Below are 21,201 nucleotides of genomic sequence, written 5' to 3' on the forward strand. Positions count from 1 at the left end.
GCGTTCGCGAGCCAGCCGGGAACCGGACTGTCCACGCCGTCTATGCCTGGGGCTGATTGCTCTGTTCCTGCTCGTCTTCGATACCAGGCGTGCCTGGATCGCTTGTCACGCGTGCGATGCCGCGATAGTTGTCCCGCACATCGAAACGGCAAATCTCTCTCCAGCCGCTGGAAGGTGTGGCTGCGCTGTTCATCCAATCTGTGAGGTTGTACTCCTCGATCAGCCGCTCTGGGGCATCCATCCGTGTGCCAGGGCGATTCTTCTTGCGTAAGCCGGAGACATCCCACTCTGCGGAGCTGCTCAGATGAGCCTCGAGCGCGTAGATGAACTCATTGCGCCGAAGGGTGGGCTCTGAGTCCCTGGTTTGCCGGCACCACGCCGTATAGAGGTCATAGAGGAATGCGGTAGGCACGAAATCCCAGATCAGTTCGTCGTGCACCTCACCCCAGAACTCGATCAGATCATCCTCGATACAGGGGCATTAGGTGCGACCCGTTCGACGAAGACGTTGTAGCTGGACTTGACCACCGGACAGCAGCGACGCTGCCAGTCCAATGAGGTCTTCGCGCCTGGGTTCATCCAGTCGGTGAGGTCGTAGGTCTCAATCAGACGCTCCGGGGCATCCATCCGTGTACCGGGGCGCGTCTTCTTCCGCACGAGGTTGAAGCCCGGCTGGTTATCCAGATACGCCTCGAGCTCGTTGAAGAATTCGTTCCGGCCGAGCTTGCTGCCCGTAGGATTCGACCTGTCGAACCACGCCTTGTAGACGTCGTAGAGGAAAGTCCCTGGAAGGAAGTCCCATACGTAGTCGTCCGCATGCTCCAGCCAGAAGGCGACGACGGGGCTGTTTTCTTGCTGGAAGCGCAGAAGCAACGCCTGGCAGGCCGGCGGATTCGAGAAAGCGGTGTGGTCCATGTGCAGCGCCTCTTTGAGCACATACTCCAGCACATCAGAGCGTTTCAGATAGTCATGTTTGATGTACTTGCGCTCAACGCCATCGCCGCCGAAGTGATTGCGGAAGGGCACAAAGAGCTGACGCCGGGCATAGGAGGAGGACTTGTCCCGGGACTTCGGGAAGTCGTTCACACACTGGATGACCTGACCGTTGAAACTCACAGCCAGGGGGTCCTGATACTTGCGCTCCAGGGTGAATTCGTCCCCGGTGATGACCGACTTGAAGTCGCCCAGATCCTTGGCGAAAGCCCCGACAGGGTTCTCATCGACGATGATCGCTGTCGCTTGGATCAGCTTGGCCAACGCGAAGGGTTTGTCGAACTTCGCGATCGGAATCGAGGTGTGCCCATCGGGACCAAGAAGGTTCCTGATCATCGAGCAGTAGGTCCCTTTGCCGTTGTTGCCCTTGAGCTGTGCAGAAAGGCCGCCTGGTCGAAGTTCACACCCGGGCGCAGCGCAGCTGAGGTGATCTCCCAGAGAAGGTGGGGATTCCCTCCTGGACCTCACCGGTGCCAAGGTCGATCGCCAGCTCCTCGATCCAAGAGTCGACATCCCATGACGAACCGTCAGGCTGGATGATGACCGGGCTCTGCGCATCAGCGTGGTAGTCCACCGGTGACTTGGTCAGAAAGACGAAGTCAGAGGTGAAGTCGATGAGCCTCTGCTCCCTGTGATCGAAGATCCCGTTATTCACCGCGATGTAGCGAGCGTCCTCGGTCTTGATCACCTGCGGCGCGTTGGTGCGCACCATCTTGTAGGCAGCCTCGATGCCGCGCTGGGACAGTCCCGGCTCGATGGCGACGAACACACGCTTCAACGCTTCAGAGTCCGTCTCGTAGAGGCCTGTCTTGGCGTTGTAAACGCCGGGCGTGGTCATGTCCGCACCACCTCGGCCGCCGGCCAGGTTGATCGCACGAATCTCATAGCGGGCCAGTGCAATGCGCACAACCAAGTCTTCGGTGAAGTCCTCGACCGGCGCCAGCTGCTTCTCAGCAAACATCTTCTTGCCGTCGACGTAGGCGCCTCCAGTGCGCTTGCGCCGGATGTTCTCGTCCAAAATGGCATCGTTGATGCGGCGACGGGCACCCATGGCCACAGCCACGATGTCTGCATCATCGTCCCGGATCTGGTCCAAGTACTCAGTGAGCTCGGCGTGAACCAGCCGTGAGCGAGAGAGAGATGCGTGGTTGTCGTCGCCCTGATCATCATCGTCGCCGCCGGCAACTCCCTGCTGCTTAGCCCGCCTGCTCCGGTAGCCCGAATCAACAGTGTCGAGCTTGATGCGCAGATCCTCAGCTGCTGCGAAATCACCAGAGTCTGCCGCAGTGCTCATCGCAGCATAGATGTCATGGGCTGAGCCGTATGAGCTGAGAATAGCCGCAGCAGCTCTGTCCTCAGCTGCTGCTTCCGGATCTGCGGAGCGAAGCTGGATCTCAAGTGCCTCAGCTTCAGAGTCCAGGTACCCCTGATCCTGCATGCTACAATAGGGGGTAGCTTCTGAGTCGTTGGAAGTAGCACTTTCTTCGGAGAGGCCCTGGTTCGCCGCCGGGGCCTTTTCTTTTGCCTCAAGCAAGGCGACCACTCCCCGACAAGGGCAGGCTGCGCAGAAGCGGCAGGTGCAGGAGTCGCCACAGCCGCCAGGCGCTGGCGCTGGGCCTCGGTCAGCTCGGGCGCGGCGTCGACGACCTTCTTGATGCAGTCGTCGACGGTCTCAGCAGTCGACTTCCTCGGCGTCCGGCCAGCCTTACGGCGCACCTGGGCCTTGCGCTCGAAGAGGGAGTTGAGCTCATCGCGGTGGACTTCATACCTGCCAGCGCGCAGGCGCGGGGTCAGTAGTCCACGGCGGATGTCGCGGCGCAGGGTGTCCGCGGAGCCGTAGGTGCGCTGACCGTGCTCGTCGCGAATTTCGGTGATCTGGTAAAGGTCCAGCCACTCAGGAAGAGAGTTTTCGGGCATGACAGAGTCATCCTTCTTTCGAAGTGATGACTCCCTTGGTCGGGCAGGAGCTGGAACCTTCTTTAGTCCCCAGGTATCAGCAGACCCTTGGCCTCACGACCTCACCTTCGTATCCCGCAGCCCCTTCTCGACCTCTGCTGAGGTCTTACGGGGGAGTGTTTTCAACTCAGGCTCGCCCTTAATCTGACTAATCCTACCTGGTCGTGCATCCAGATACCAAATGCTACACGCTTACACCCTGTCTTAGGCGTGACTTAGTAGCCGCCGTCGGCTTCGCCGGCCTGCTGACGGTGATCCTCACCTCGGACACTGTTCAGGGCCTGCTCAACGGCGTCGTCGAGTCCGCGCTGAACCACTGACGACATCGATGGGACGCACCCGCGACACCGACGGCGAGCGCGGTTCCGTCACCGCGGAGTTCGCGCTCTCGCTGCCGGCCATCGTCGCTGTGCTTCTGCTGGTGCTCAGCCTGGGCGCCTACGGCGTCCAGGCTGTCGCCCTGGAGTCCGCTGCCCGCGAGGCCGCGCGTCAGCTGGCCCGAGGGGAGCCGCCTGCTGCGGTGGAGGCTGCTGCACGGGATGCTGCAGGAGGCGACATCATCGTGTCTCTCGCCGCAGAGGGTCCCTACACGCGGGTGTCCCTCAGCAGGCATGTGCGCATCGCCGGTTGGGTGGGCATCGACCATGCTCATCAGGCGGAGGCTTCTGCGCGGACGGAGCACGTCTCAGGTGCCCGCCCGTGAGCAGGACCCAGCGTCTTGTCCGAGACGAGCGCGGCTCCGGCACGGTGACGGCTGTAGGAACCATTGCGGGGCTCATGACCCTCCTGGCGGTGATTCACCTGGTCAGCGCAGCCGCCGTCGCGGGAGTCCAAGCCTCTCGGGCCGCCGATCTCGCGGCGCTGGCCGGCGCCGACATCGCCCGCGGGCTTGCAGCGGGCGACCCGTGCTCGGCCGCCGCTGAGACAGTGTCGCGCAACGCTGCAGAGTTCGTGGACTGCAGGGTCGGCGGGGAGTTCGAAACTGAGGTGCGGGTCACCGCGGCCGTCGAGCCGACATTCGTTCTGCTGCCGGCAGGCCTGACCCTTCCAGGAGGCTCCGCTGAGCGCACCAGCCGCGCTGGGCCGCCCGAAGCCCTCGCTGAGGACGCAGACCGGAAGGCACCTCAGCCGCACAGGTGAAGCAAGGGTGACGCAGAAAGGAGCCCGAGCAGAAAGAATCTCTCTCCCCGCTCGGGCTCCGTTTCACGATCCAGCTCCAGGCGCTCTGCTGGGCTGTGCTCCAGTCAAGCGCGGCCACTGGGACCATCGATGTGTCGTGGATCACATTAAGGCGCATTCGGCGGCAAGTCAAGCCGGCTCTGCGTCGCTTGTGTCCGACGAATCCGGTCCTGTCGAGAGCTCGGGAAGGACAGTGGAGTAGGCTCCTGTGCTCTGATGACCGTCTTCATTGATCCGCCGATATGGCCCGCGCACGGCACCACGTTCGGGCATCTGATCTCAGATGCCTCGCTCGTGGAGCTGCACGCGTTCGCGGGGGCGGCCGGCATCAGCCCGCGAGCATTCGATCTGGACCACTACGACGTTCCGGCGCACCACTACGAACGGCTGGTGGTCTGCGGCGCCGTTGAGGTCACAGGCCGGGATCTCGCCCGCATCTTACGAGACTCCGGGCTGCGCATCAGCCAACGGGCCCGCCGCATCCGCCGCGCTGTGGTGTGATGGAAGCATGACAGACGCGCTTGACCTCTTCGATGATTCCGAGATCCGACGCGTGCTGTGCATCGTCGCCCACCCTGACGACATGGAGTACGGCGGCTCGGCGGCCGCCGCGCGGTGGAGCGCGCGCGGCGTGGAGGTCTCCTACCTGCTGCTGACAGCCGGGGAGGCCGGCATGCGGAACGTGAAGCCCCTCGAGGCCTCCGCCCTGCGCGCCGAGGAGCAGCGGGCCGCCTGTGCCGAAGTCGGCGTCGACGAGCTCGAGATCCTCCGCTTCCCGGATGGGATGCTGCAGCCTGATCTGGCTCTGCGCGAGGCGATCGCTCGTCGCATCCGGCAGACGCGGCCCGACGTGGTGCTCACCCAAACCTGGAGTCTGGAGGTCAGCTGGGGCCTGAACCATGCTGATCACCGTGCCGCGGGCCTTGCGGCAGCGGATGCGGTGCGCGACGCGGACAACCCGTGGGTGTTCCGACGCTTGGCGGAGGACGAGGGCCTCGAGGCCTGGGGCGCGGACTGGCTGCTGACCTTCGGCGACGCACCGACTCACCTGATCGACGTCACCGGTGAGCCGCTGGAGCGCGCCGTCGCCTCCTTGGAAGCCCACAAGCAGTATCTCGCCGCGCTGGGAGGCGACTTCGACGCCCGCGGGATGCTCGAAGGCATGACGTCAGCGGCCGCTCAGCGCAGCAGCGATCCTGCAGTCACCCACGCACTGGGCGTCGCTGCCCACCGAATGTAGCGCTCACAGCCCGAGGGCTTCGGGGAGCATGCTGAGAATGACCGGAACGACTCCGATGAGGATGAACGCCGGGAGGAAGCAGGTTCCCAGCGGCAGCATCATCTTCACTCCCAGCTCCCCGGCGGCACGCTCCGCCTGGTGCCGCTGCCGGGACCGCGCCTGGGCAGCGGAGGCCTCCAGCATCTGCGTGCTGGGCGCCCCTGTGGCGTAGGAGAAGCTGAGGTGCTCGCAGTAGGCCTGCAGCTGCGGACTGTCAGCGACGTGGGCGGCAGCCGCCTGCCAGGCGGCGCCCGCTGCCAGCGCCCGATGCACCCTGCCGAGAGGCTCCGCTCCAGGCACAGTGCGCGCCAGACGATCCAGAGAAGCCTCGATGCCGACTCCTGCAGCAAGCAGCGCTCCCGTCAGGTCAAGGAGGGAGGCCGCATCCAAGCTGTCCTCCTGCGTCCGCTCGCGCCCGAAGGGCCGCGGCAGCGCAGGCGCTCGTCGCGGTGCGGCGCGGGGATCGGCCTTCGGAGGCAGAAGCAGGAGGACCAGAGCCGCCGCTGAGGCGCTCGCCGCCAGAGCCGAGATCATAGCTGCGCCCTCATATGCGCGCCTCGACCGCGCGGATCATCGCGCGGCTCCAGAGCCTGCCGGCGCCCAGGAAGAGCAGGCCCAGGGCCAGGCATCCGAGTCCTGCTGCGCTGCTGGTCAGGGCCTGGAGGGGCTGGGCGCCCATCAGGTGTCCCAGCAGAACCCCGCCGACGGGAAGGAGCGTCAGGATCAGCTGGGTGAGCCGGGGCCCGGCGGATGCGGACTGAATCGAGGCGCGCAGCTCCGCGGCATCGTCCAGTGAGGCCGCGAGCCGCTCGATCAGGTGCGCGAGGGGTGCCCCCGTCGTTTCGGAGAGACGCGCGACAGCCAGCAGCCGCCTCAGGGTTCGCCTCAGCTCCGTCTGTCCCCGCCCTTCCTCTCCATTGCCCTCGGCGGAGCCGAGAAGGCGGCTGAGTGCCTCCGAGGTGCCGACCCCGGCAATGTGCGAGGCCGCGATCTGGCGCGCAATCGAGGCGATGGCGTGCTCCGGCTTCGTGCGGGCCCAGTGGTCGCGCAGGTCTGCCCACGCCTGGGCCTCGCCGCGGCCGGAGCTCAGCAGTGCGGAGAGCTGGCGCAGCAGCTGCGCGGCCTCCTCATGGTCTGCGGCCTGAGCCCTCTTTGGGAGCCGACGCGTCAGGACCATGCGTATCTGTTCCCGGGACCGGGGCTGCGCCTGGGTGCCGCCGGGTGAGGGCAGCAGAAGCAGCACCGCGACCGCCCCGAGAGCGCATGCTGCAGCCCCGAGCATCACGGGCGCCCCTCCTCTCCGACCAGGAGCTGCTCCCAGCCCGGCCCACGCTCGACGCCCGAGCCGGTGCTCGTCAGGGCTGGGAGCATGGCGAGCCTGTCCTCGTCATAGGTCACCATGGACAGCTTCACCGGCATCCGTCGGCCGCGCCGACGCTCCACGTGAATGACGGCGTGGAGGGCTGCGGCCGCCTGGATGCGCACTGTGTCAGGGGTGAGCCCCGCCAGCGCACCCATGGCCACCAGCCGCGCCGGAACTGCCTCGGGCGAGTTGGCGTGAATGGTGCCGGCAGCCCCTGCGTGTCCTGTGTTCATCGCCGTCAGGAAGTCCCGCAGCTCCGCACCTCGGCATTCGCCCACGATGAGACGGTCCGGACGCATGCGCAGGGTCTGGCGGACCAGATGACCCATATCGACGCCGCCGGCGCCCTCAATGTTGCCTCCGCGGCCCTGCAGGTGGATCAGGTGCGGGTGAGACGCCTGAATCTCGGTGGTGTCCTCCACGACGATGATCCGCTCATCCGGCGGCACCTCCGCCAGCAGAGCGGAGAGCAGCGCCGTCTTCCCAGATCCGGTCGCCCCGGAGATCAGCACGTTCATGCGGGCGCGCACCATCCCTCGGACCGCCCTGAGCCAATCGTCCGCCCCCTCCCACTGGAGGGCGAGCGCCTCGAGAGAGGCGGATTGGCTGCGCGCGGCCCGCACCGAGATCATGGTTCCTTCGACGGCGATGGGCGGTATGACCGCATGGATGCGGCAGTGCCCGATCCTCCCGTCCGCGCAGGGGTGCCCCTCATCGAGGCGGCCTCCGGAGACGCTGATGAGCCGCCGGGCCAGTGCCCGCGCCTTCTCCTCGGACTCGACCCTCGTGCCGGTGCTCCGCAGTCCTTCGGCGCCGTCCGTCCAGATCATCCCCTGGCCGTCGAGCACCACATCGGTCACACCCGGCTGCTCGACGAACTGCTGGAGAGGTCCCAGGCCGACGAGCTCATCCCTGAGTGCTCGCACCAGCTGCTGGGCCGTGCCCGAGCTCAGAGCCAGACCCTCCGCCCGCACCGCCTCGGCGATGCGCGCCACGGTCACCCCATCCGGACTGGACGTCAGCTGCTCCCGCAGCACCTCGAGGCGCTCCGGGCTGATCAGAGGCGTGGGCTCCGCTGCTTCGACGGCGAACGCGTCAGCCACCGTGCAGTCTCCCGACTGACTGCGAACCGCGTGCCATGAGCCGCTCCAGGAGGTTCCCGATCAGGCGAGCCCCGGGTGCCGCACGCAGCACCTCGTAGGCCTCAGCCGGCTCATCGGCGGCCCGCAGCCAGCGCTGCTCGGCAAGGTCTGCGACGATCTCCGTCCCCAGCTGGTGGGACATCTCGTCGGGCCCCCACCCTGATGCCGGTCTGCCGTTCGTCATCACGGCCACGGGCTGGGGCGGGACGGACTCGATGAGACGGCTCGCGGCCGCTGCGGCGCGAGGCGTGGGCCGGGCCACCAGGAGGATCTGATCAGTCCGCTCGGCGACGGCCTGCGGCAGCGCGCGGCGGCCGACGTCCACGATGACTGCGTCGAAGGCGCGGGCTCCCGCCCGAACGATGCTGCCCATGCGTGATCTGAGCTGATCAGAGTCCGTCTCGGCCCCGCCGGTGAGCAGATGGATGCCGTCGACCACCGGCACGGCTCTGGTGAGGTGCGACGCTGAGATCTCCCCTCCGCCGCGATGAGCTCCGGCAGGGCGAGGCCGCCGGCTGCTGCGCCGCTGACTGTATGGGCCCGCTCATTCACGTGGTGCAGTCCGCTGCCGAACCCGGCATCACCGTCGAGGAGCAGGACTCGGTCCCCTCGAACGGCCGCTTCGGCCGCCAGCAGGTAGGCGATGGTGGTGGCTCCCGATCCGCCCACCGCGCCGGCGACGCTGATCACCGTGCCCTCCGAACGGTTGAGCACCTTGGCGCTGAGGTGCTCGCTCAGCCACGCCTCGCCGGCCGGCAGCGGCACCGGCGACGCATGGGGCGCCAGTGCGGCAGCAGCCCAGAGCGCCTCGGAGTCCGGACCGGCCAGCAGGACGTCTGAGATGCCGGCAGGCGGCGGAGCATCGGGGCCGCAGAGACGAGCCGCCCAGCGATCCGACGCGCTGTCTGCTGCGTCGCGCCACAGCGCATGGACCTCCAAGGAGGCTCCGACGACGGCGGCGATGAGGGCGATGTCATCGCGGAGCCGCTCATCGGCGGTGACCAGCAGCAGCGGGGGCGGCTCCGTCTCAGATCGCATGTCCGACAGAGTCGCCCAGGCCGCACCTGATGCCCGTCCTGAGCGCGCATCATGAGCCTCTGCCCGCGCGCCGCACCGGCACCCGAAGCAGCTGTGGAAGAGCCGGCACGCGCGCCGGCCTCAGGCGCTCAGCGGATACCCCTCCGCCTGCAGCTGCCGCCTGGTGTACCCGGCGCGGAACTTCTCGAGAAGCTCCTCGCGACCGGGCTTGAGCTCATAGGCCAGCAGCTTCTCTGCCTCCTCGGGGTCTGTCTCCCCCGCTCCGAAGCTGGGGCACCATTTCGCGACCGGGCACACCCCGCACGCAGGCCGGCGCGAGTGGCACATGCGACGGCCGTGGTAGACCAGCCGCTGCGACAGGTCCGTCCACTCCTTGGGCTCGAAGAGGGCCCCCACGGCCTTCTCGACCTTGACCGGATCCGTCTCCTCCGTCATGCCCAGCCGTCGCGCGAGGCGTCCGAAGTGGGTGTCGACGGTCAGGCCGGGCTTGCCGAACGCGCTGCCGAGCACCACGAAGGCGGTCTTGCGTCCTACCCCCGGCAGCTTGACCAGCGCCTCCATGGAGTCCGGAACCTCCCCGTCGTGCTCGACGGCCAGAACACCTGCCAGGCCCAGCAGCGCCTTCGTCTTGGAGTTGTAGAAGCCGGTGGGCCTGATGATCTCAGCGAGCTCCTCCTCCCGGGCGGCGGCCATGGCGAACGCGTCCGGGTACGCGGCGAAGAGCCTCGGGGTGACGGCGTTGACCCGCACATCGGTGGTCTGTGCGGACAGGACGGTGGCGACGAGAAGCTCGAAGGGATTCTCGAAGTCGAGCTCCGCGACGGCGTAGGGGTACGTCTCACCGAGCACCCGACTGATCCGGCGCACACGGCGCTTCTTTGCGAGCAGCGTCTCCTCAGGCATCAGCCCATCCTAGAAGAGACGCTCCCCGCCCCTGACCTGCGGACTTCACACTCAACACCCCCCGACGTAGGATCTGTGATGCACACCACAGGCCTTCTGTGAGGAGAGACCGCATGAGCAGCAACGCAGCACCGCCCACGAGCCAGCACGGGCAGGCCGGGCCCTTCCCACCCGGCGCAGAGTTCGCTGCTGCCGCAGTGGCGGGCGCGGACCGCTACGAGGCCTCCGCAGAGGACAGGCTGGCCTACTGGGCGGACCAAGCACGCGATGCTCTCAGCTGGGACGCCGACTTCGACCAGACCCTGGACTGGTCCGAGGCCCCGTTCGCCAAGTGGTTCGTCAATGGCCAGCTCAACGCCGCCTACAACTGCGTGGACCGCCATGTGGAGGCCGGGCACGGCGAGCGCGCAGCTCTGCTCTTCGAAGGCGAGCCGGGCGACGCCCGGCGCATCACCTACTCCGAGCTGGCCCAGGAGGTGGCCCGTGCGGCCAATGCCTTCGAGTCGCTCGGCGTGGGCAAGGGCGACCGGGTCGCCATCTACATGCCTCTGATCCCCGAGACGATCATCAGCATGCTCGCCTGCGCCCGCATCGGCGCACTGCACTCAGTGGTCTTCGGCGGATTCAGCGCCGACGCCCTGCGCTCTCGGGTCGACGACGCGGAGGCCAAGCTGGTCATCACCGCGGACGGCTCGTACCGCAGGGGCCGCCCCACCATGCTCAAGCCCAATGTGGACGAGGCGCTCTCGGAGCCGGGCCACAGCGTCGAGCACGTGCTGGTGGTCAGGCGCAACGGGGAGGAGCTCTCCCTCACCCCGGAGCGCGACCTGTGGTGGGACGAGACGGTCCCCCACCAGTCGGCGGAGCACACCTATGCCCCTCATGACTCCGAGCACCCGCTGTTCATCCTGTACACCTCGGGCACCACGGGCAGGCCCAAGGGGATTCTGCACACCACCGGCGGGTACCTGGCCCAGACGGCGGTGACCACCCGGGACAGCTTCGACCTCAGGCCCGAGTCCGACGTCTACTGGTGCACCGCGGACGTCGGCTGGGTCACCGGCCACAGCTACCTGGTCTACGGGCCCCTGGCCAACGGTGCGACCCAGGTGATCTACGAGGGCACCCCCGACACACCCCACAAGGCACGGATGTGGGAGATCGTCGCCAAGTACGGCGTCACGCAGCTCTACACGGCCCCGACCCTGATCCGTACGTGCATGAAATGGGGGCGCGAGCTCCCGGACGGCTACGACCTCTCCAGCCTGCGTGTGCTGGGAACGGTGGGCGAGGCCATCAACCCTGAGGCGTGGCTGTGGTTCCGGGATGTCATCGGCGCCAACAACGGCCCCGGCCAGCCGCCCAAGAAGGAGCCGGCCCCGATCGTCGACACCTGGTGGCAGACCGAGACCGGCGGCCACATGATCGCGCCCCTGCCGGGAGTCACCCACACCAAGCCGGGCTCCGCGCAGGCTCCGGTCCCGGGTATCGACATCGGCATCGTCGACGAGATGGGCGAGCCCGTCGGCAACGGCGAGTCCGGGTTCCTCGTCATCAGGCAGCCCTGGCCCGCCATGCTTCGCGGCATCTGGAGGGACCCCGAACGCTACCGCGAGACGTACTGGTCCCGATTCGGCACGGACCTCTACTTCGCCGGCGACGGCGCGCGCTACGACGAGGACGGCGACATCTGGCTCATGGGCCGGGTCGACGACGTCATGAACGTCTCCGGGCACAGGCTCTCCACCACTGAGATCGAGTCCTCGCTCGTCGCCCACGCCAAGGTGGCCGAGGCTGCCGTGGTGGGCGCGAAGGACGCGACGACCGGGGAGGCAGTCGTGGCCTTCGTGATGCTCAGCGACGACGCTGCGGGCGACCCTGAGGCCGTCGAAGCGGAGCTCCGAGACCATGTCCGGTCCGATATCGGAGCGATCGCGAAGCCGCGCAATGTGCTGGTGGTCCCGGAGCTTCCGAAGACGCGCTCCGGCAAGATCATGCGCCGGCTGCTGAAGAACGTGGCCAACGGCGACGACGTCGGCGACTCGTCCACGCTCTCCGATCCCTCGGTGATGATTCAGATCGCCGAGGACATGCGCGCCCAGCACGCGCAGTAGAGGCATACACTGCAGGTATGGCTGAGCGTCTGCTGATCGTGCACGGTCCGAATCTGAACCTGCTGGGCACCAGGGAGCCGGAGATCTACGGGTCCACCACCCTGGAGGACATCAACTCCCTGTGCCGGCAGACCGCGCGCGACTGCGCCATGGAGCCCGACATCGTCCAGTCCAACCACGAGGGTGAGCTCGTCGACGCCGTCCAGGCGGCGGCCGGCACCGCAGCGGGCATCGTGATCAACCCGGCCGCGTACACGCACACCTCCGTCGCCATCGCCGATGCGCTCAAAGCAGTGGGCCTGCCCGTGGTGGAGGTGCACCTGTCCAACGTGCACGCCCGTGAGGACTTCCGCCGCCACTCGTACGTCTCGCCGGTCGCCGACGCGGTCATCGCCGGTGCCGGGCCTGCGGGCTACCAGTACGCAATCCGCCACATTGCCTCGCTGGTGGACAGACGCTTGTAAGCTGAGGCCATGGCTGAACAGACCGTGTGGGAATACGCCACCATTCCGCTCATCATTCACAACACCAAGGGCATCCTGGACCAGTGGGGCGAGGACGGCTGGGAGCTCGTCACCGTGCTCCCCGGCCCTGAGGGCAACGCGCCCGTGGCATACCTCAAGCGGCCCAAGCACTAGGGGGAAGCATGTCTCGCGTTGAGGAGCGCCTGGCAGAGCTGGGCATCACCGTGCCCGACGTGGTCCCGCCCGTGGCGGCGTACCAGCCGGCCGTCGTCGTCGGCGACGTCGTCTACGTCTCCGGTCAGCTGCCTCTGGTGAACGGCGAGCTGCCGGCCACCGGGAAAGTGGGCGCCGAGGTCACCGCCGAGGAGGCCTATGAGCTGGCCCGCCAGTGCGGCATCAACATCATTGCCGCCCTGAAGCACGCGGTGGGAGACCTCGATCGCGTCACACGAATCGCCAAGCTCGGCGGATTCGTGGCCTCCGCGCCGGACTTCACCGGCCAGCCGGGTGTGATCAACGGGGCCTCCGAGCTTCTGGGCCACGCCTTCGGCGACGCCGGGCAGCACGCCCGCAGCGCCGTAGCAGCCCCCGTGCTGCCGCTGGACACCCCGGTGGAAGTGGACGCCATCGCATATGTCGCATAGAGGAACCCCGGAGTTCACTCCGGTCATCATCGGCACCGACCTCAACGCGTACCACATGGCCAGCGCCTTCTACTCGGGCTTCGGCGTCAGGCCGCGCGTCATCGGCAAGGTCAATCTCGGCTTCACCGGATACTCCTCGCTCATCGCCTCCACCACCTTGGTGGACCGACTCGACGACTCTGAGGTCTTCCTCCCGGCGCTGCTGGAGTTCGCGGCGGCGCACCAGGACGAAGGACCGCTGCTGCTCGTGGGCACCAGCGACCACTATGTGCGCCTGATCATCGAGCACGCCGAGGCTCTCCGCGCGCACTATCGGTTCAACTATCCGAGCCTCGAGCTTCTGGACACGCTGCAGTGGAAGGAGCTCTTCTACCCGTTCGCGCAGAAGCACGGGCTGCCGATCCCGGAGACGCACTTCCACCAGGTCGGCCAGCCGCTCACCACGGAGATCTCCGACTATCCCGTCATTGTGAAGCCCTCCGACCCGGTGCAGTACAACCGCCACAAGTTCGACGGCCAGGAGAAGGTCTACCGGGTGTATTCCCACGAGGACCTGGCGGCCAAGGTGGCCATGATCGAGGCGTCGGGCTACCGCGCGCCCATCATCATCCAGGACTTCATCCCCGGCGGCGACACCTCGCTGTACGAGTCGGACCTCTACATGCACACCTCCGGGCGGGCCGAGTTCGTCAACCTGGCCCAGGTGGTGCTGCAGGAGCATGAGCCGACCGCGATCGGAAACTTCGCCTCGGTGATCTCTCGGTACGACCGGGACACCATGACGCTCATGAAGGACTTTCTGGAGGAGATCGGCTACACCGGGCTCGCCAACTTCGACCTCAAGTGGGACAGCCGCGACGGCACCTTCAAGATCCTTGAGGTCAACATCCGGCAGGGCCGCTCCAGCGACCACGCCACCGCGCAGGGCCACAACCTGGCCGGCTACCTGGTGGAGGACCTCATCCGCGGCCGCCGTCCTTCAGAATGCGTGTTCGTGGAGGAGCGCCGGCTCTACACCCTCGTTCCCCGCAGCATCCTCACCACCTACGTCGACAGCCCCGAGGTCCTCGCCGATGTGGATCAGATGTACCGGCAGAAGAGGGTCTACAAGCCGATGATCGCCAAGGGCGAGCGGAGCCTCAAACGTCACGCCTGGGCTGCCGTCCGGGCCTTCCGCTACCGGAAGAAGTACGCCGAAGCCACGTGGGCCAAGGGCCTGTAGAGGAGCGGTGCCCAGTGTCCCCAGGCTCCCCTGTGCGCACTGCGCCGCAGCCTTCCGGGCGGGCGATCACCCTTCGCCCCATCAGCTCCGAGGAACACCTGAGGTTCCTCGCGGCGCACCCTGCGGCCAGCTTCATGCAGAACCCCCAGTGGGCGCTGGTGAAGAAGGAATGGGACGGTTTCTCCCTGGGCCTCTTCCGTCACGGTGACGACGGTGCTGAGGCCCTCGCGGGAACGGCCCTGGTCCTCGGCAGGCGGCTGCCCGTCCCCCGCCGCACCCCGGTGCTCGGGCGCAGACGTCTGGCCTACATTCCCGAAGGGCCGATCCTCGACGAGGCGCGCATCAGCTGGCATGAGGCGCTCCCAGCGCTGACGGAGCACCTGTCCCAGGCAGGAGCCTTCCTGGTGCGCATGGGACTCCCCGGACATCTGCGGCGCTGGGGCGCCGAGGAGGTGCGCCATGCGCTGGCCTCCGCGGAGAAGGAGCAGGACGCCCCTCAGGACGTGTCGGCTCTGCCTCCTGCGTGGGAGGGGCCGCACATGCTCCGGACCCGTCAGCAGCTCCTTGATCTGGGGTGGAGAGAGCCCGAGCCGAGCACCGACTTCGAAGCCGGCCAGCCGCAGTTCGCCGCCAGCATTCCGCTGACCACACGAACGGAGGACGGCGCAGAGGAGGCCCTCACCTCCGATGAGGTGCTGGGCAGGATGAGCTCCACCTCGAAGCGGCAGACCCGCAAGTCCGCGCGCTCCGAGCTGACGGTTCTGGATTCGGCCGACGGGGACGTCTCAGAACGGCTGAGCGAGTTCCAGCGCCTCTATGAGGCCACGGCCTCCAGCCAGGGATTCATCCCCCGCCCTGCCGAGTACTTCCGTCGCATGCACGACGCGATGAACCGCGGCGGGCTCAGTGAGTGCCGCGTCCTGTGCGCCCACTTCGAGGGGCAGCCACTGGCTGCAGCCGTGTACCTGCGGCAGGGCGACTTCGGCTTCTACGCCTACGGAGCCTCATCGCATGAGGAGCGCAAACGCTATGCTCCTCGGCTGCTGCAGCTGCATCAGGTCGAGCTGGCGCTGGCCGCCGGATGCCGCTGGTACGGGCTGGGCGGCGTCAGTCCCTCACTGGAGGCCGGCTCCCCGGCGCGCGGCCTCCTCGAGTTCAAGACCACGATGGGCGCAGATGTGGTCCAGTCCTTGGGCGAGTGGGACTACCAGGTGAGTCCCGCTCTGGCCAAGGTCTTCAGCCTCTATATGGCGTCGCGGAGCGTCTAGCGCGAGCGCTGCCGGATGCGCTGGATGTCGAGGATGACGACGGCGCGGGCTTCGAGACGAAGCCATCCGCGCTGGACGAACTCTGCCAGGGCCTTGTTCACCGTCTCCCGCGAGGCGCCCACCAGCTGGGCGAGCTCCTCCTGCGTGAGCTCATGCGCCACCAGGACGCCGTCGGGCGCCGGGCGGCCGAAACGGTCCGCAAGATCCAGCAGAGCCTTCGCGACACGGCCGGGAACGTCGGAGAAGACCAAGTCGGCCAGCGACTCGTTGGTGCGGCTCAGACGCTGGGCGAGGGCGCGCAGCAGCTGCACTGAGACCTCAGGCGCCTGGTGGATGACCTTCTTCAGGTTCTCGTGCTTCAGGCCGGCCAGCACCGTCTCGGAGACAGCAGTCGCCGTGGCTGTTCGGGGGGCGGGGTTGAACAGCGCCATCTCGCCGAAGATCTCCCCGGGGCCGAGAACTGCCAGCAGGTTCTCGCGTCCGTCAGGGGTGGCCCGGCCAAGCTTGATCTTCCCTGAGGTGATGAAGTACAGCTCGTCACCCTCTTCGCCCTCGTGGAAGATCGACTTTCCGCGGGAGAGCTCGACCTCTGTGAGCTGGTCGGTGAGTGTGGAAAAGGCGTCGTCGTCCACTGTTGCGAACAGTGGGGCGCGACGCAGTTCGTCGAGGTCCATGACCGATCCGTTTCTGGTTTGGCGGGCGAGGCAAAACGGGCAGCATCTACTACCGCCCGTAGAAAAGTTATCAGAGTCACATGATATTCCCTTGGGGTGTCAGGCGAACGGTCCGCGCGGTGCGGCACGCGGTGGCATACGCTGGGGTGCGATCTTTTCGACACACCCTGCACACGCGCATCCGGAGGACACGTGGAGCCCACTCTGCTGGACATCGTCCTCATCCTCGTCCTCCTCGGGTTCTTCATCGCCGGGGTGGCCCGCGGCTTCTGGAGGACTCTGGGAGGGGCGGCCGGATTCCTCGTCGGCGCGGCGGCCGCATTCTTCGCGATGCCGATCGTGGGCGGCTGGGTCGATGACCCCTTCTGGCGCGTCATAGCCGTCATCGGCACAGCGATCATCCTCGTGGTGGCCGGCAACGCGCTCGGCGCCGCAGCGGGCCGGGAGGTCCAGAAGCTCTTCCGCGGAGAGACGCTCCAGGCCCTCACCGCAGTCTTCGGAGGGGTTCTGAACCTCTTCGTGGCGGGCCTCGTGCTCGCCGGGCTGAGCTTCTCCATGCAGGGCATGGGCTTCGCCCCGGTGAACCAGCACATCCAGCAGTCCACCGTCCTCCGAGCCCTCGAGGACGCCGTCCCAGACCCCGTCGAGCGCATGTTCGGGCAGCTGCAGGGAGCCGTCGTGGACTCCGACATCCCAGAGCTGGCCCAGCTGCTCGTGCCCCAGACGGAGGAGGCCCCGGAGCTGACCGGTGAGCTCACCGCGGAGGCGGAGGCCGCCTCCGCCTCTGTGGCGAAGATCACCGGAGTGGCTGAGCAGTGCGCGCAGTCGCAGTCCGGCTCCGGCGTCGCCGTCTCCGAGACCCGGGTGGTCACCAACGCGCACGTGGTGGCCGGGGTCCCCGACCCCTCCGTCGAGCTGCCGGACGGACAGGTCGTCACCGGCCGGCCTGTCCACTTCGACACCGCTGCGGACCTCGCACTCCTGGCCGTCGACCCCCTCCAGGCCCCTGCGGCCACCATCGGCGAGCCCCTGGATGCAGGCGACGAGGGCTTCGTCATGGGCTACCCCTCCGGCGGCCCCTTCACCGCCGGCCCGGCTGTGGTGCAGGCTCGAGACACCTCGCAGGTCAACAGCATCTACGGGGACGACCCCACGTCGCTGGAGATCTACCAGATCAGCGCGGACGTGCGTCAGGGCAACTCCGGCGGACCGCTGGTCGATCCTGAGGGCAACGTGGTGGGGGTGGTGTTCGCCCGCGCGATGGAGGGCAACCAGGTGGGCTTCGCCATCACCGCCGAGACCGGAGGCGATGTGCTCAGCAACCCGGGCGCCTTCACCGAGACGGTCAGCACGGGGCAGTGCACCGACCGGTGATCGCCCCCGCGCCTCAGTCCTGAGCCCACGTGCCGGCGGCGTACTTCCGGCCCTGCTTGAGGTGACGTCCCAGCAGGTAGGCGTTGCGCTTCGGCGAGAGATCCTTGGCGTAGTGCAGCGGGTTGAGGTCCTTGCGCTCTCTGACGAGACGCTTCACCTCCGCCAGGACGTCCGGGTCCTTCACGTAGTCGCGCAGCACGTAGCGGGGTGTCACCCGGAAGAGGACGTCGCCCTGGGCAAGGGTCAGCTCCCTTCGGCGACCGTGGACCACATCGTCGACCAAGTACTGCATGAGCGGATGGCCGAGCTGTGAGGTGTAGTAGCTGGAGCGGCCGGGACGGCAATTGATCTCCATGACCTTGTAGACCCTGTCGCGCTCGTCCCACTTCATGTCGGCGTTGGCGATGCCCGTGTAGCCGATCTCCTCGAGAAAGGTGCTGAACCGCGTCATGAGCGCCTCGTCGTACTTGGAGATGACAGCGCTGTAGGTGCCCACGGCATTGGCAGCATGCTCCTGCAGCGCCACCTGGCCCAGCGTCACCAGCTCGCACTTCGCCTCGCTGCTGAGATACAGCACCGCGTCCCAGTTCCGCGTGTCGTCGCCGGGGACGTACTCCTGGATGATCAGCGACTCGCGGTAGGGCGAGTCCTCCACGGCAGCCACGACGTCCCGGACCTCGTCCAGCGTGTCCAGCCGGTAGACCTTCTGATGCCCCCGGATCTTGGTGTGGTGCTCCCACCACTGGTTGGAGTGCGTGGGCTTGATGACCACGGGGAAACGGTCGATCTCGAGCTCGAAGGGCTCCCCACCCGGTGGATCTGGGTGGCCGGGATGTCGAGGCCATGCTGCTCGGCGAGGGCGTAGAACGCCTCCTTGTCCATCAGCTGGGCGCGCAGCTCCTCGTGCGGGCTGTTGAACAGATACAGGCTCTCCAGCTCCTCGGCGTGGCGTGCCACCAGCTCGACGTAGACGTCGTTGCTGGGGACCAGCACAAGCGGGACGCCGTAGGCGGCTCTGAGAGCCCGCGGCGGTCTCGGTGAGGATCCTGAGGAAGGATTCGTCGTCGTTGAGATCCGCGTGCAGCCGCAGGTCGAGGATGGAGGAGGCCCAGGTGTACCCCGTCTTGTTCCGGGCGAGCATGACGGACTTCACCCCGTAGATCTCGTGGAAGCTCCGCGCTGCGGTGTAGCCGTGGATCAGAGGGCCGAGGATCACAGGCACGAAGCCCGCCTTCGCAGGTGAAATCATGGGTGTCACGGTAGCTCAACGACGCGGGGGCGCAGGTCTCCACCTGGTGTTGAGGTCGTGATGAGCTGGAGTTGACCTGGCGTATATCATAGTGCGGATGGCGCCTCGCAAATCTCCCCTCTTCGACACCGCTACCACCGTGGGCAAGATCATGTCCTTCCTCGGTGTGAGCGCGCTGTGCGGCATTCTCGCCGCCGGACTGATCTTCCCCCTGGCTGCGACCGGCGGGGCCGCGGCCGCGGCCGGTTCGGACATCCTTGATGAGATCCCTGCAGAGCTCGAGGAGGCGCCGCTCTCCACCCCGTCGGTGATGCTGGACAGCGAGGGCAACGAGATCGCCGAGTTCTATGAGGAGAACCGGGAGCCGGTGGCTCTGGACGAGATCTCGCAGACCATGCAGGATGCCATCCTCGCCATCGAGGACGAGCGCTTCTACGAGCACGGCGGCGTCGATGCCCGAGGCGTGGGCCGCGCCCTGGCGCACAACCTCACCCGCCCCACCCAGCAGGGCGCCTCGACCATCACCCAGCAGTATGTGAACAACGTGCTCAACAACGCCGTGACGATCACTGGTGAGGGCCAGTACACGATCTCCGGGATCAACGAGAAGACCTACGGCGACAAACTTCGAGAGATGAAGCTGTCAGTTGCGGTGGAGCAGGAGATGACCAAGGAGGAGATCCTTGAGGGCTACCTGAACATCGTGCTGCTGGGCGGCCGGAACTACGGCGTGGAGGCTGCCGCCCAGTCCTACTGGGGCATCCCGGCCTCCGAGCTGGACGTCGCGCAGTCCGCCGTCCTCGCAGGCATGGTGCAGTCCCCCAACGCCTACAACCCACGCGCCAACCCGGACGCGTCGCTCTACCGGCGGAACACGGTCATCGAGACCATGGAGCGCAACGGGTTCATCTCGGCAGACGAGGCTGAGGAGGCCCGGAACTCGGATCTGGACCTGGTCGAAGACACCGGAGAGAGCGCCGGCTGCATCAACGCCACCGCCGCCCCCTACTTCTGCGACTACGTGACCAAGCTCTTCCTGGAGGACGAGCAGTTCGGCGAAACCTGGGAGGACCGGGAGAACCTGCTCAACCGCGGCGGGCTGCGCATCGAGACCACCCTGGACCCGAACCTGCAGATCGCTGCTGAGGACGAGGTCTACGACAACGTCGAGACCGGTCACGAGTCCGGCGCAGTCGGCACGATGACCACCATCGAGAACAGCACCGGCAATGTGCTCGCCATGGCGCAGTCCACGGATTATCACACCGATGATGACGGCGCTGCGGGCCGCACCACCATGAACTTCAACACCGATTTCCAGTACGGCGACTCCGGCGGGTTCCCGGTCGGCTCCACTCTGAAGCCCTTCGTCTCGGCCGCCTGGATCGAGGAGGGCGGGTCTATGGATGACGTCATCGACGCATCCACGGACGAGTACGAGCAGGGCCACCGGTTCGAGGCCAGCTGCCGCGAGGGCGGCAGCGTTCGGCTTCTCGACGACGGCGGCTGGAACATTACCAACGTGATCGAGGAGCTCGACGGCGAAGACACCACCGTGGACTTCGGCCTCTACTACTCGCTCAACACGGCGACGGCGGCCACCGCGGCAGATATGGACCTCTGTGCCATCAACGACCTCATCGAGCGCTCGGGCCTGAATCTCCCGGGTGATCAGGACGGCTACCCGGACTTCACCGAAACGATCTCGGCGATCATCGGCGGCGTCGAGATGTCTCCGATGACGCTGGCCGAGGGCTACACCGCCTTCGCCCAGGACGGTGAGCGGTGCGACAACCGCGCCATCCTCTCGGTGACCGACGCGCAGGGCAACGAGTACCCGGGCCAAGATGTCAGCTGCCACCAGGCCTTCGACGCCGAGGTCGCCGCGCAGGTCAACGACACCTTGGTCAACAACGCCGAGGACATCCCTGACGGGCAGGCGCCCTTCCCGATGCTGGGCAAGACGGGAACGTCGAACAACGGCACCAACACATGGTTCGCCGGCTCCACGGAGGGTCTGACCACTGTCAGCCACGTCGGCACCTGGGCCTCGCAGAGCGAGCAGGACATCCTGTACGACGAAACGTTCGGCGGTACCTTCTACGAGGAGCAGCTCTACGGCGGCACCCTTGCCGCACCCATGTGGTACGACTACATGAGCAGCGTCGCCGACGCCTACCCCACAGGCGACTTCGCCGAGGCGCGGAACTCCCCGTTCGACGAGCGTCGCGAGAACCGGTACTGGCCCTACTCACTGGCCCAGGGCCCCGACGGCGGCAACGGCGGGTCAGACAACGGCGACGACGATGACGATGACGATGACTGATTGGACCGCGTCC

General features: G+C 66.9%; 25 protein-coding genes and 1 pseudogene. 14 read left to right on the top strand and 12 right to left on the bottom strand.

The window, feature by feature from the left end:
- Window positions 1-40: 40 nt before the first annotated feature.
- Genes FS388_RS05555 through FS388_RS13025 form a run of 4 tightly spaced genes read right to left on the bottom strand, consistent with a single transcriptional unit; the run spans window position 41 to window position 2,910 of the window.
- Window positions 41-439: a primase-like DNA-binding domain-containing protein gene (locus tag FS388_RS05555; RefSeq protein ID WP_168198609.1), complete on the bottom strand. Its 399-nt coding sequence runs from the start codon at window positions 437-439 to the stop codon at window positions 41-43.
- 17 nt (window positions 440-456) lie between these two features.
- A complete protein-coding gene (locus FS388_RS05560) occupies window positions 457-1,506 on the bottom strand; it encodes a phage/plasmid primase, P4 family (RefSeq protein WP_256369571.1) in 1,050 nt (349 codons plus the stop codon).
- Entirely contained in the window at window positions 1,394-2,287 is an 894-nt protein-coding gene (locus tag FS388_RS05565; RefSeq protein ID WP_168198611.1) for a hypothetical protein, read from the bottom strand. The genes FS388_RS05560 and FS388_RS05565 overlap by 113 nt, the downstream gene beginning before the upstream one ends.
- Window positions 2,284-2,910, bottom strand: coding sequence for a M3 family oligoendopeptidase (locus FS388_RS13025; RefSeq protein WP_168198612.1), 627 nt, complete (start codon window positions 2,908-2,910; stop codon window positions 2,284-2,286). Before FS388_RS13025 ends, FS388_RS05565 begins: the two co-directional genes overlap by 4 nt.
- Window positions 2,911-3,200: 290 nt before the next feature.
- On the opposite strand from FS388_RS13025, the gene FS388_RS13230 reads away from it, so the two are divergent.
- The 5 genes and pseudogenes from FS388_RS13230 (at window position 3,201) to FS388_RS05590 (ending at window position 5,368) form a co-directional block, all read left to right on the top strand.
- Window positions 3,201-3,269 (top strand): hypothetical protein, encoded by a 69-nt coding sequence (locus FS388_RS13230; RefSeq protein WP_246836341.1) that lies wholly within the window; start codon window positions 3,201-3,203, stop codon window positions 3,267-3,269.
- 8 nt (window positions 3,270-3,277) lie between these two features.
- Window positions 3,278-3,652: a TadE family type IV pilus minor pilin gene (locus FS388_RS05575; protein WP_146340465.1), complete on the top strand. Its 375-nt coding sequence runs from the start codon at window positions 3,278-3,280 to the stop codon at window positions 3,650-3,652.
- Window positions 3,649-4,089 carry an Rv3654c family TadE-like protein gene (locus FS388_RS05580; protein WP_168198613.1) on the top strand — a complete coding sequence of 147 codons (441 nt, stop codon included), beginning with the start codon at window positions 3,649-3,651 and terminating at the stop codon, window positions 4,087-4,089. Before FS388_RS05575 ends, FS388_RS05580 begins: the two co-directional genes overlap by 4 nt.
- A gap of 255 nt (window positions 4,090-4,344) precedes the next feature.
- Window positions 4,345-4,620, top strand: a pseudogene (locus FS388_RS05585) (DUF4031 domain-containing protein); the annotation flags it as partial.
- Between the two features lie 16 nt (window positions 4,621-4,636).
- Window positions 4,637-5,368 carry a PIG-L deacetylase family protein gene (locus FS388_RS05590; protein ID WP_146340471.1) on the top strand — a complete coding sequence of 244 codons (732 nt, stop codon included), beginning with the start codon at window positions 4,637-4,639 and terminating at the stop codon, window positions 5,366-5,368.
- 3 nt (window positions 5,369-5,371) lie between these two features.
- Here FS388_RS05590 and FS388_RS05595 read toward each other — a convergent pair whose 3' ends face one another.
- The 6 genes from FS388_RS05595 to nth all read right to left on the bottom strand — a co-directional run bounded on the left by FS388_RS05595 (window position 5,372) and on the right by nth (window position 9,853).
- Window positions 5,372-5,941: a type II secretion system F family protein gene (locus FS388_RS05595; RefSeq protein WP_146340473.1), complete on the bottom strand. Its 570-nt coding sequence runs from the start codon at window positions 5,939-5,941 to the stop codon at window positions 5,372-5,374.
- Window positions 5,942-5,951: 10 nt separating this feature from the next.
- On the bottom strand, window positions 5,952-6,689 hold the full coding sequence (locus FS388_RS05600) for a type II secretion system F family protein (RefSeq protein ID WP_146340475.1): 738 nt from the start codon (window positions 6,687-6,689) through the stop codon (window positions 5,952-5,954).
- Window positions 6,689-7,873 (bottom strand): TadA family conjugal transfer-associated ATPase, encoded by a 1,185-nt coding sequence (locus FS388_RS05605; protein WP_146340477.1) that lies wholly within the window; start codon window positions 7,871-7,873, stop codon window positions 6,689-6,691. Before FS388_RS05605 ends, FS388_RS05600 begins: the two co-directional genes overlap by 1 nt.
- On the bottom strand, window positions 7,866-8,096 hold the full coding sequence (locus FS388_RS05610; RefSeq protein WP_146340479.1) for a hypothetical protein: 231 nt from the start codon (window positions 8,094-8,096) through the stop codon (window positions 7,866-7,868). The genes FS388_RS05605 and FS388_RS05610 overlap by 8 nt, the downstream gene beginning before the upstream one ends.
- On the bottom strand, window positions 8,096-8,950 hold the full coding sequence (locus FS388_RS05615) for a hypothetical protein (protein ID WP_146340481.1): 855 nt from the start codon (window positions 8,948-8,950) through the stop codon (window positions 8,096-8,098). The genes FS388_RS05610 and FS388_RS05615 overlap by 1 nt, the downstream gene beginning before the upstream one ends.
- Before the next feature lie 120 nt (window positions 8,951-9,070).
- Window positions 9,071-9,853 carry an endonuclease III gene (nth, locus tag FS388_RS05620; protein WP_146340483.1) on the bottom strand — a complete coding sequence of 261 codons (783 nt, stop codon included), beginning with the start codon at window positions 9,851-9,853 and terminating at the stop codon, window positions 9,071-9,073.
- A gap of 113 nt (window positions 9,854-9,966) precedes the next feature.
- Here nth and acs point away from each other — a divergent pair, with 113 nt between their 5' ends.
- The 6 genes from acs to FS388_RS05640 are packed head-to-tail and all read left to right on the top strand — an operon-like array spanning window position 9,967 to window position 15,565.
- The gene (gene acs, locus FS388_RS05625) at window positions 9,967-11,967 is read left to right on the top strand and encodes an acetate--CoA ligase (RefSeq protein WP_146340485.1); all 2,001 of its coding nucleotides are present in this window, start codon (window positions 9,967-9,969) and stop codon (window positions 11,965-11,967) included.
- 17 nt (window positions 11,968-11,984) lie between these two features.
- On the top strand, window positions 11,985-12,431 hold the full coding sequence (gene aroQ, locus FS388_RS05630; protein ID WP_146340487.1) for a type II 3-dehydroquinate dehydratase: 447 nt from the start codon (window positions 11,985-11,987) through the stop codon (window positions 12,429-12,431).
- Window positions 12,432-12,440: 9 nt separating this feature from the next.
- Window positions 12,441-12,605, top strand: a complete 165-nt coding sequence (locus FS388_RS13030; protein ID WP_168198614.1) for a hypothetical protein — start codon at window positions 12,441-12,443, stop codon at window positions 12,603-12,605.
- 8 nt (window positions 12,606-12,613) lie between these two features.
- Window positions 12,614-13,075: a RidA family protein gene (locus FS388_RS05635; protein ID WP_146340489.1), complete on the top strand. Its 462-nt coding sequence runs from the start codon at window positions 12,614-12,616 to the stop codon at window positions 13,073-13,075.
- Window positions 13,065-14,297 (top strand): hypothetical protein, encoded by a 1,233-nt coding sequence (locus FS388_RS13235; protein WP_246836314.1) that lies wholly within the window; start codon window positions 13,065-13,067, stop codon window positions 14,295-14,297. Before FS388_RS05635 ends, FS388_RS13235 begins: the two co-directional genes overlap by 11 nt.
- 32 nt (window positions 14,298-14,329) lie before the next feature.
- Window positions 14,330-15,565, top strand: coding sequence for a peptidoglycan bridge formation glycyltransferase FemA/FemB family protein (locus tag FS388_RS05640; RefSeq protein WP_246836315.1), 1,236 nt, complete (start codon window positions 14,330-14,332; stop codon window positions 15,563-15,565).
- Here FS388_RS05640 and FS388_RS05645 read toward each other — a convergent pair.
- Entirely contained in the window at window positions 15,562-16,239 is a 678-nt protein-coding gene (locus FS388_RS05645; RefSeq protein ID WP_146340493.1) for a Crp/Fnr family transcriptional regulator, read from the bottom strand. The genes FS388_RS05640 and FS388_RS05645 overlap by 4 nt on opposite strands.
- Window positions 16,240-16,431: 192 nt before the next feature.
- Here FS388_RS05645 and FS388_RS05650 point away from each other — a divergent pair, with 192 nt between their 5' ends.
- Entirely contained in the window at window positions 16,432-17,613 is a 1,182-nt protein-coding gene (locus FS388_RS05650; RefSeq protein ID WP_168198615.1) for a MarP family serine protease, read from the top strand.
- Between the two features lie 13 nt (window positions 17,614-17,626).
- On the opposite strand, the gene FS388_RS05655 is transcribed toward FS388_RS05650, so the two are convergent.
- Window positions 17,627-18,385 (bottom strand): hypothetical protein, encoded by a 759-nt coding sequence (locus FS388_RS05655; protein ID WP_146340497.1) that lies wholly within the window; start codon window positions 18,383-18,385, stop codon window positions 17,627-17,629.
- A gap of 41 nt (window positions 18,386-18,426) precedes the next feature.
- Here FS388_RS05655 and FS388_RS05660 point away from each other — a divergent pair, with 41 nt between their 5' ends.
- Together FS388_RS05660 and FS388_RS05665 are read left to right on the top strand one after the other, a co-directional pair.
- A complete protein-coding gene (locus FS388_RS05660) occupies window positions 18,427-18,654 on the top strand; it encodes a hypothetical protein (protein WP_146340499.1) in 228 nt (75 codons plus the stop codon).
- 305 nt (window positions 18,655-18,959) lie between these two features.
- On the top strand, window positions 18,960-21,188 hold the full coding sequence (locus FS388_RS05665) for a transglycosylase domain-containing protein (RefSeq protein WP_146340501.1): 2,229 nt from the start codon (window positions 18,960-18,962) through the stop codon (window positions 21,186-21,188).
- The last annotated feature ends 13 nt before the right edge of the window (window positions 21,189-21,201 follow it).

Origin of the sequence: Nesterenkonia sp. NBAIMH1, from assembly GCF_007922635.1 — a bacterium.
Lineage (GTDB): Bacteria > Actinomycetota > Actinomycetes > Actinomycetales > Micrococcaceae > Nesterenkonia > Nesterenkonia pannonica.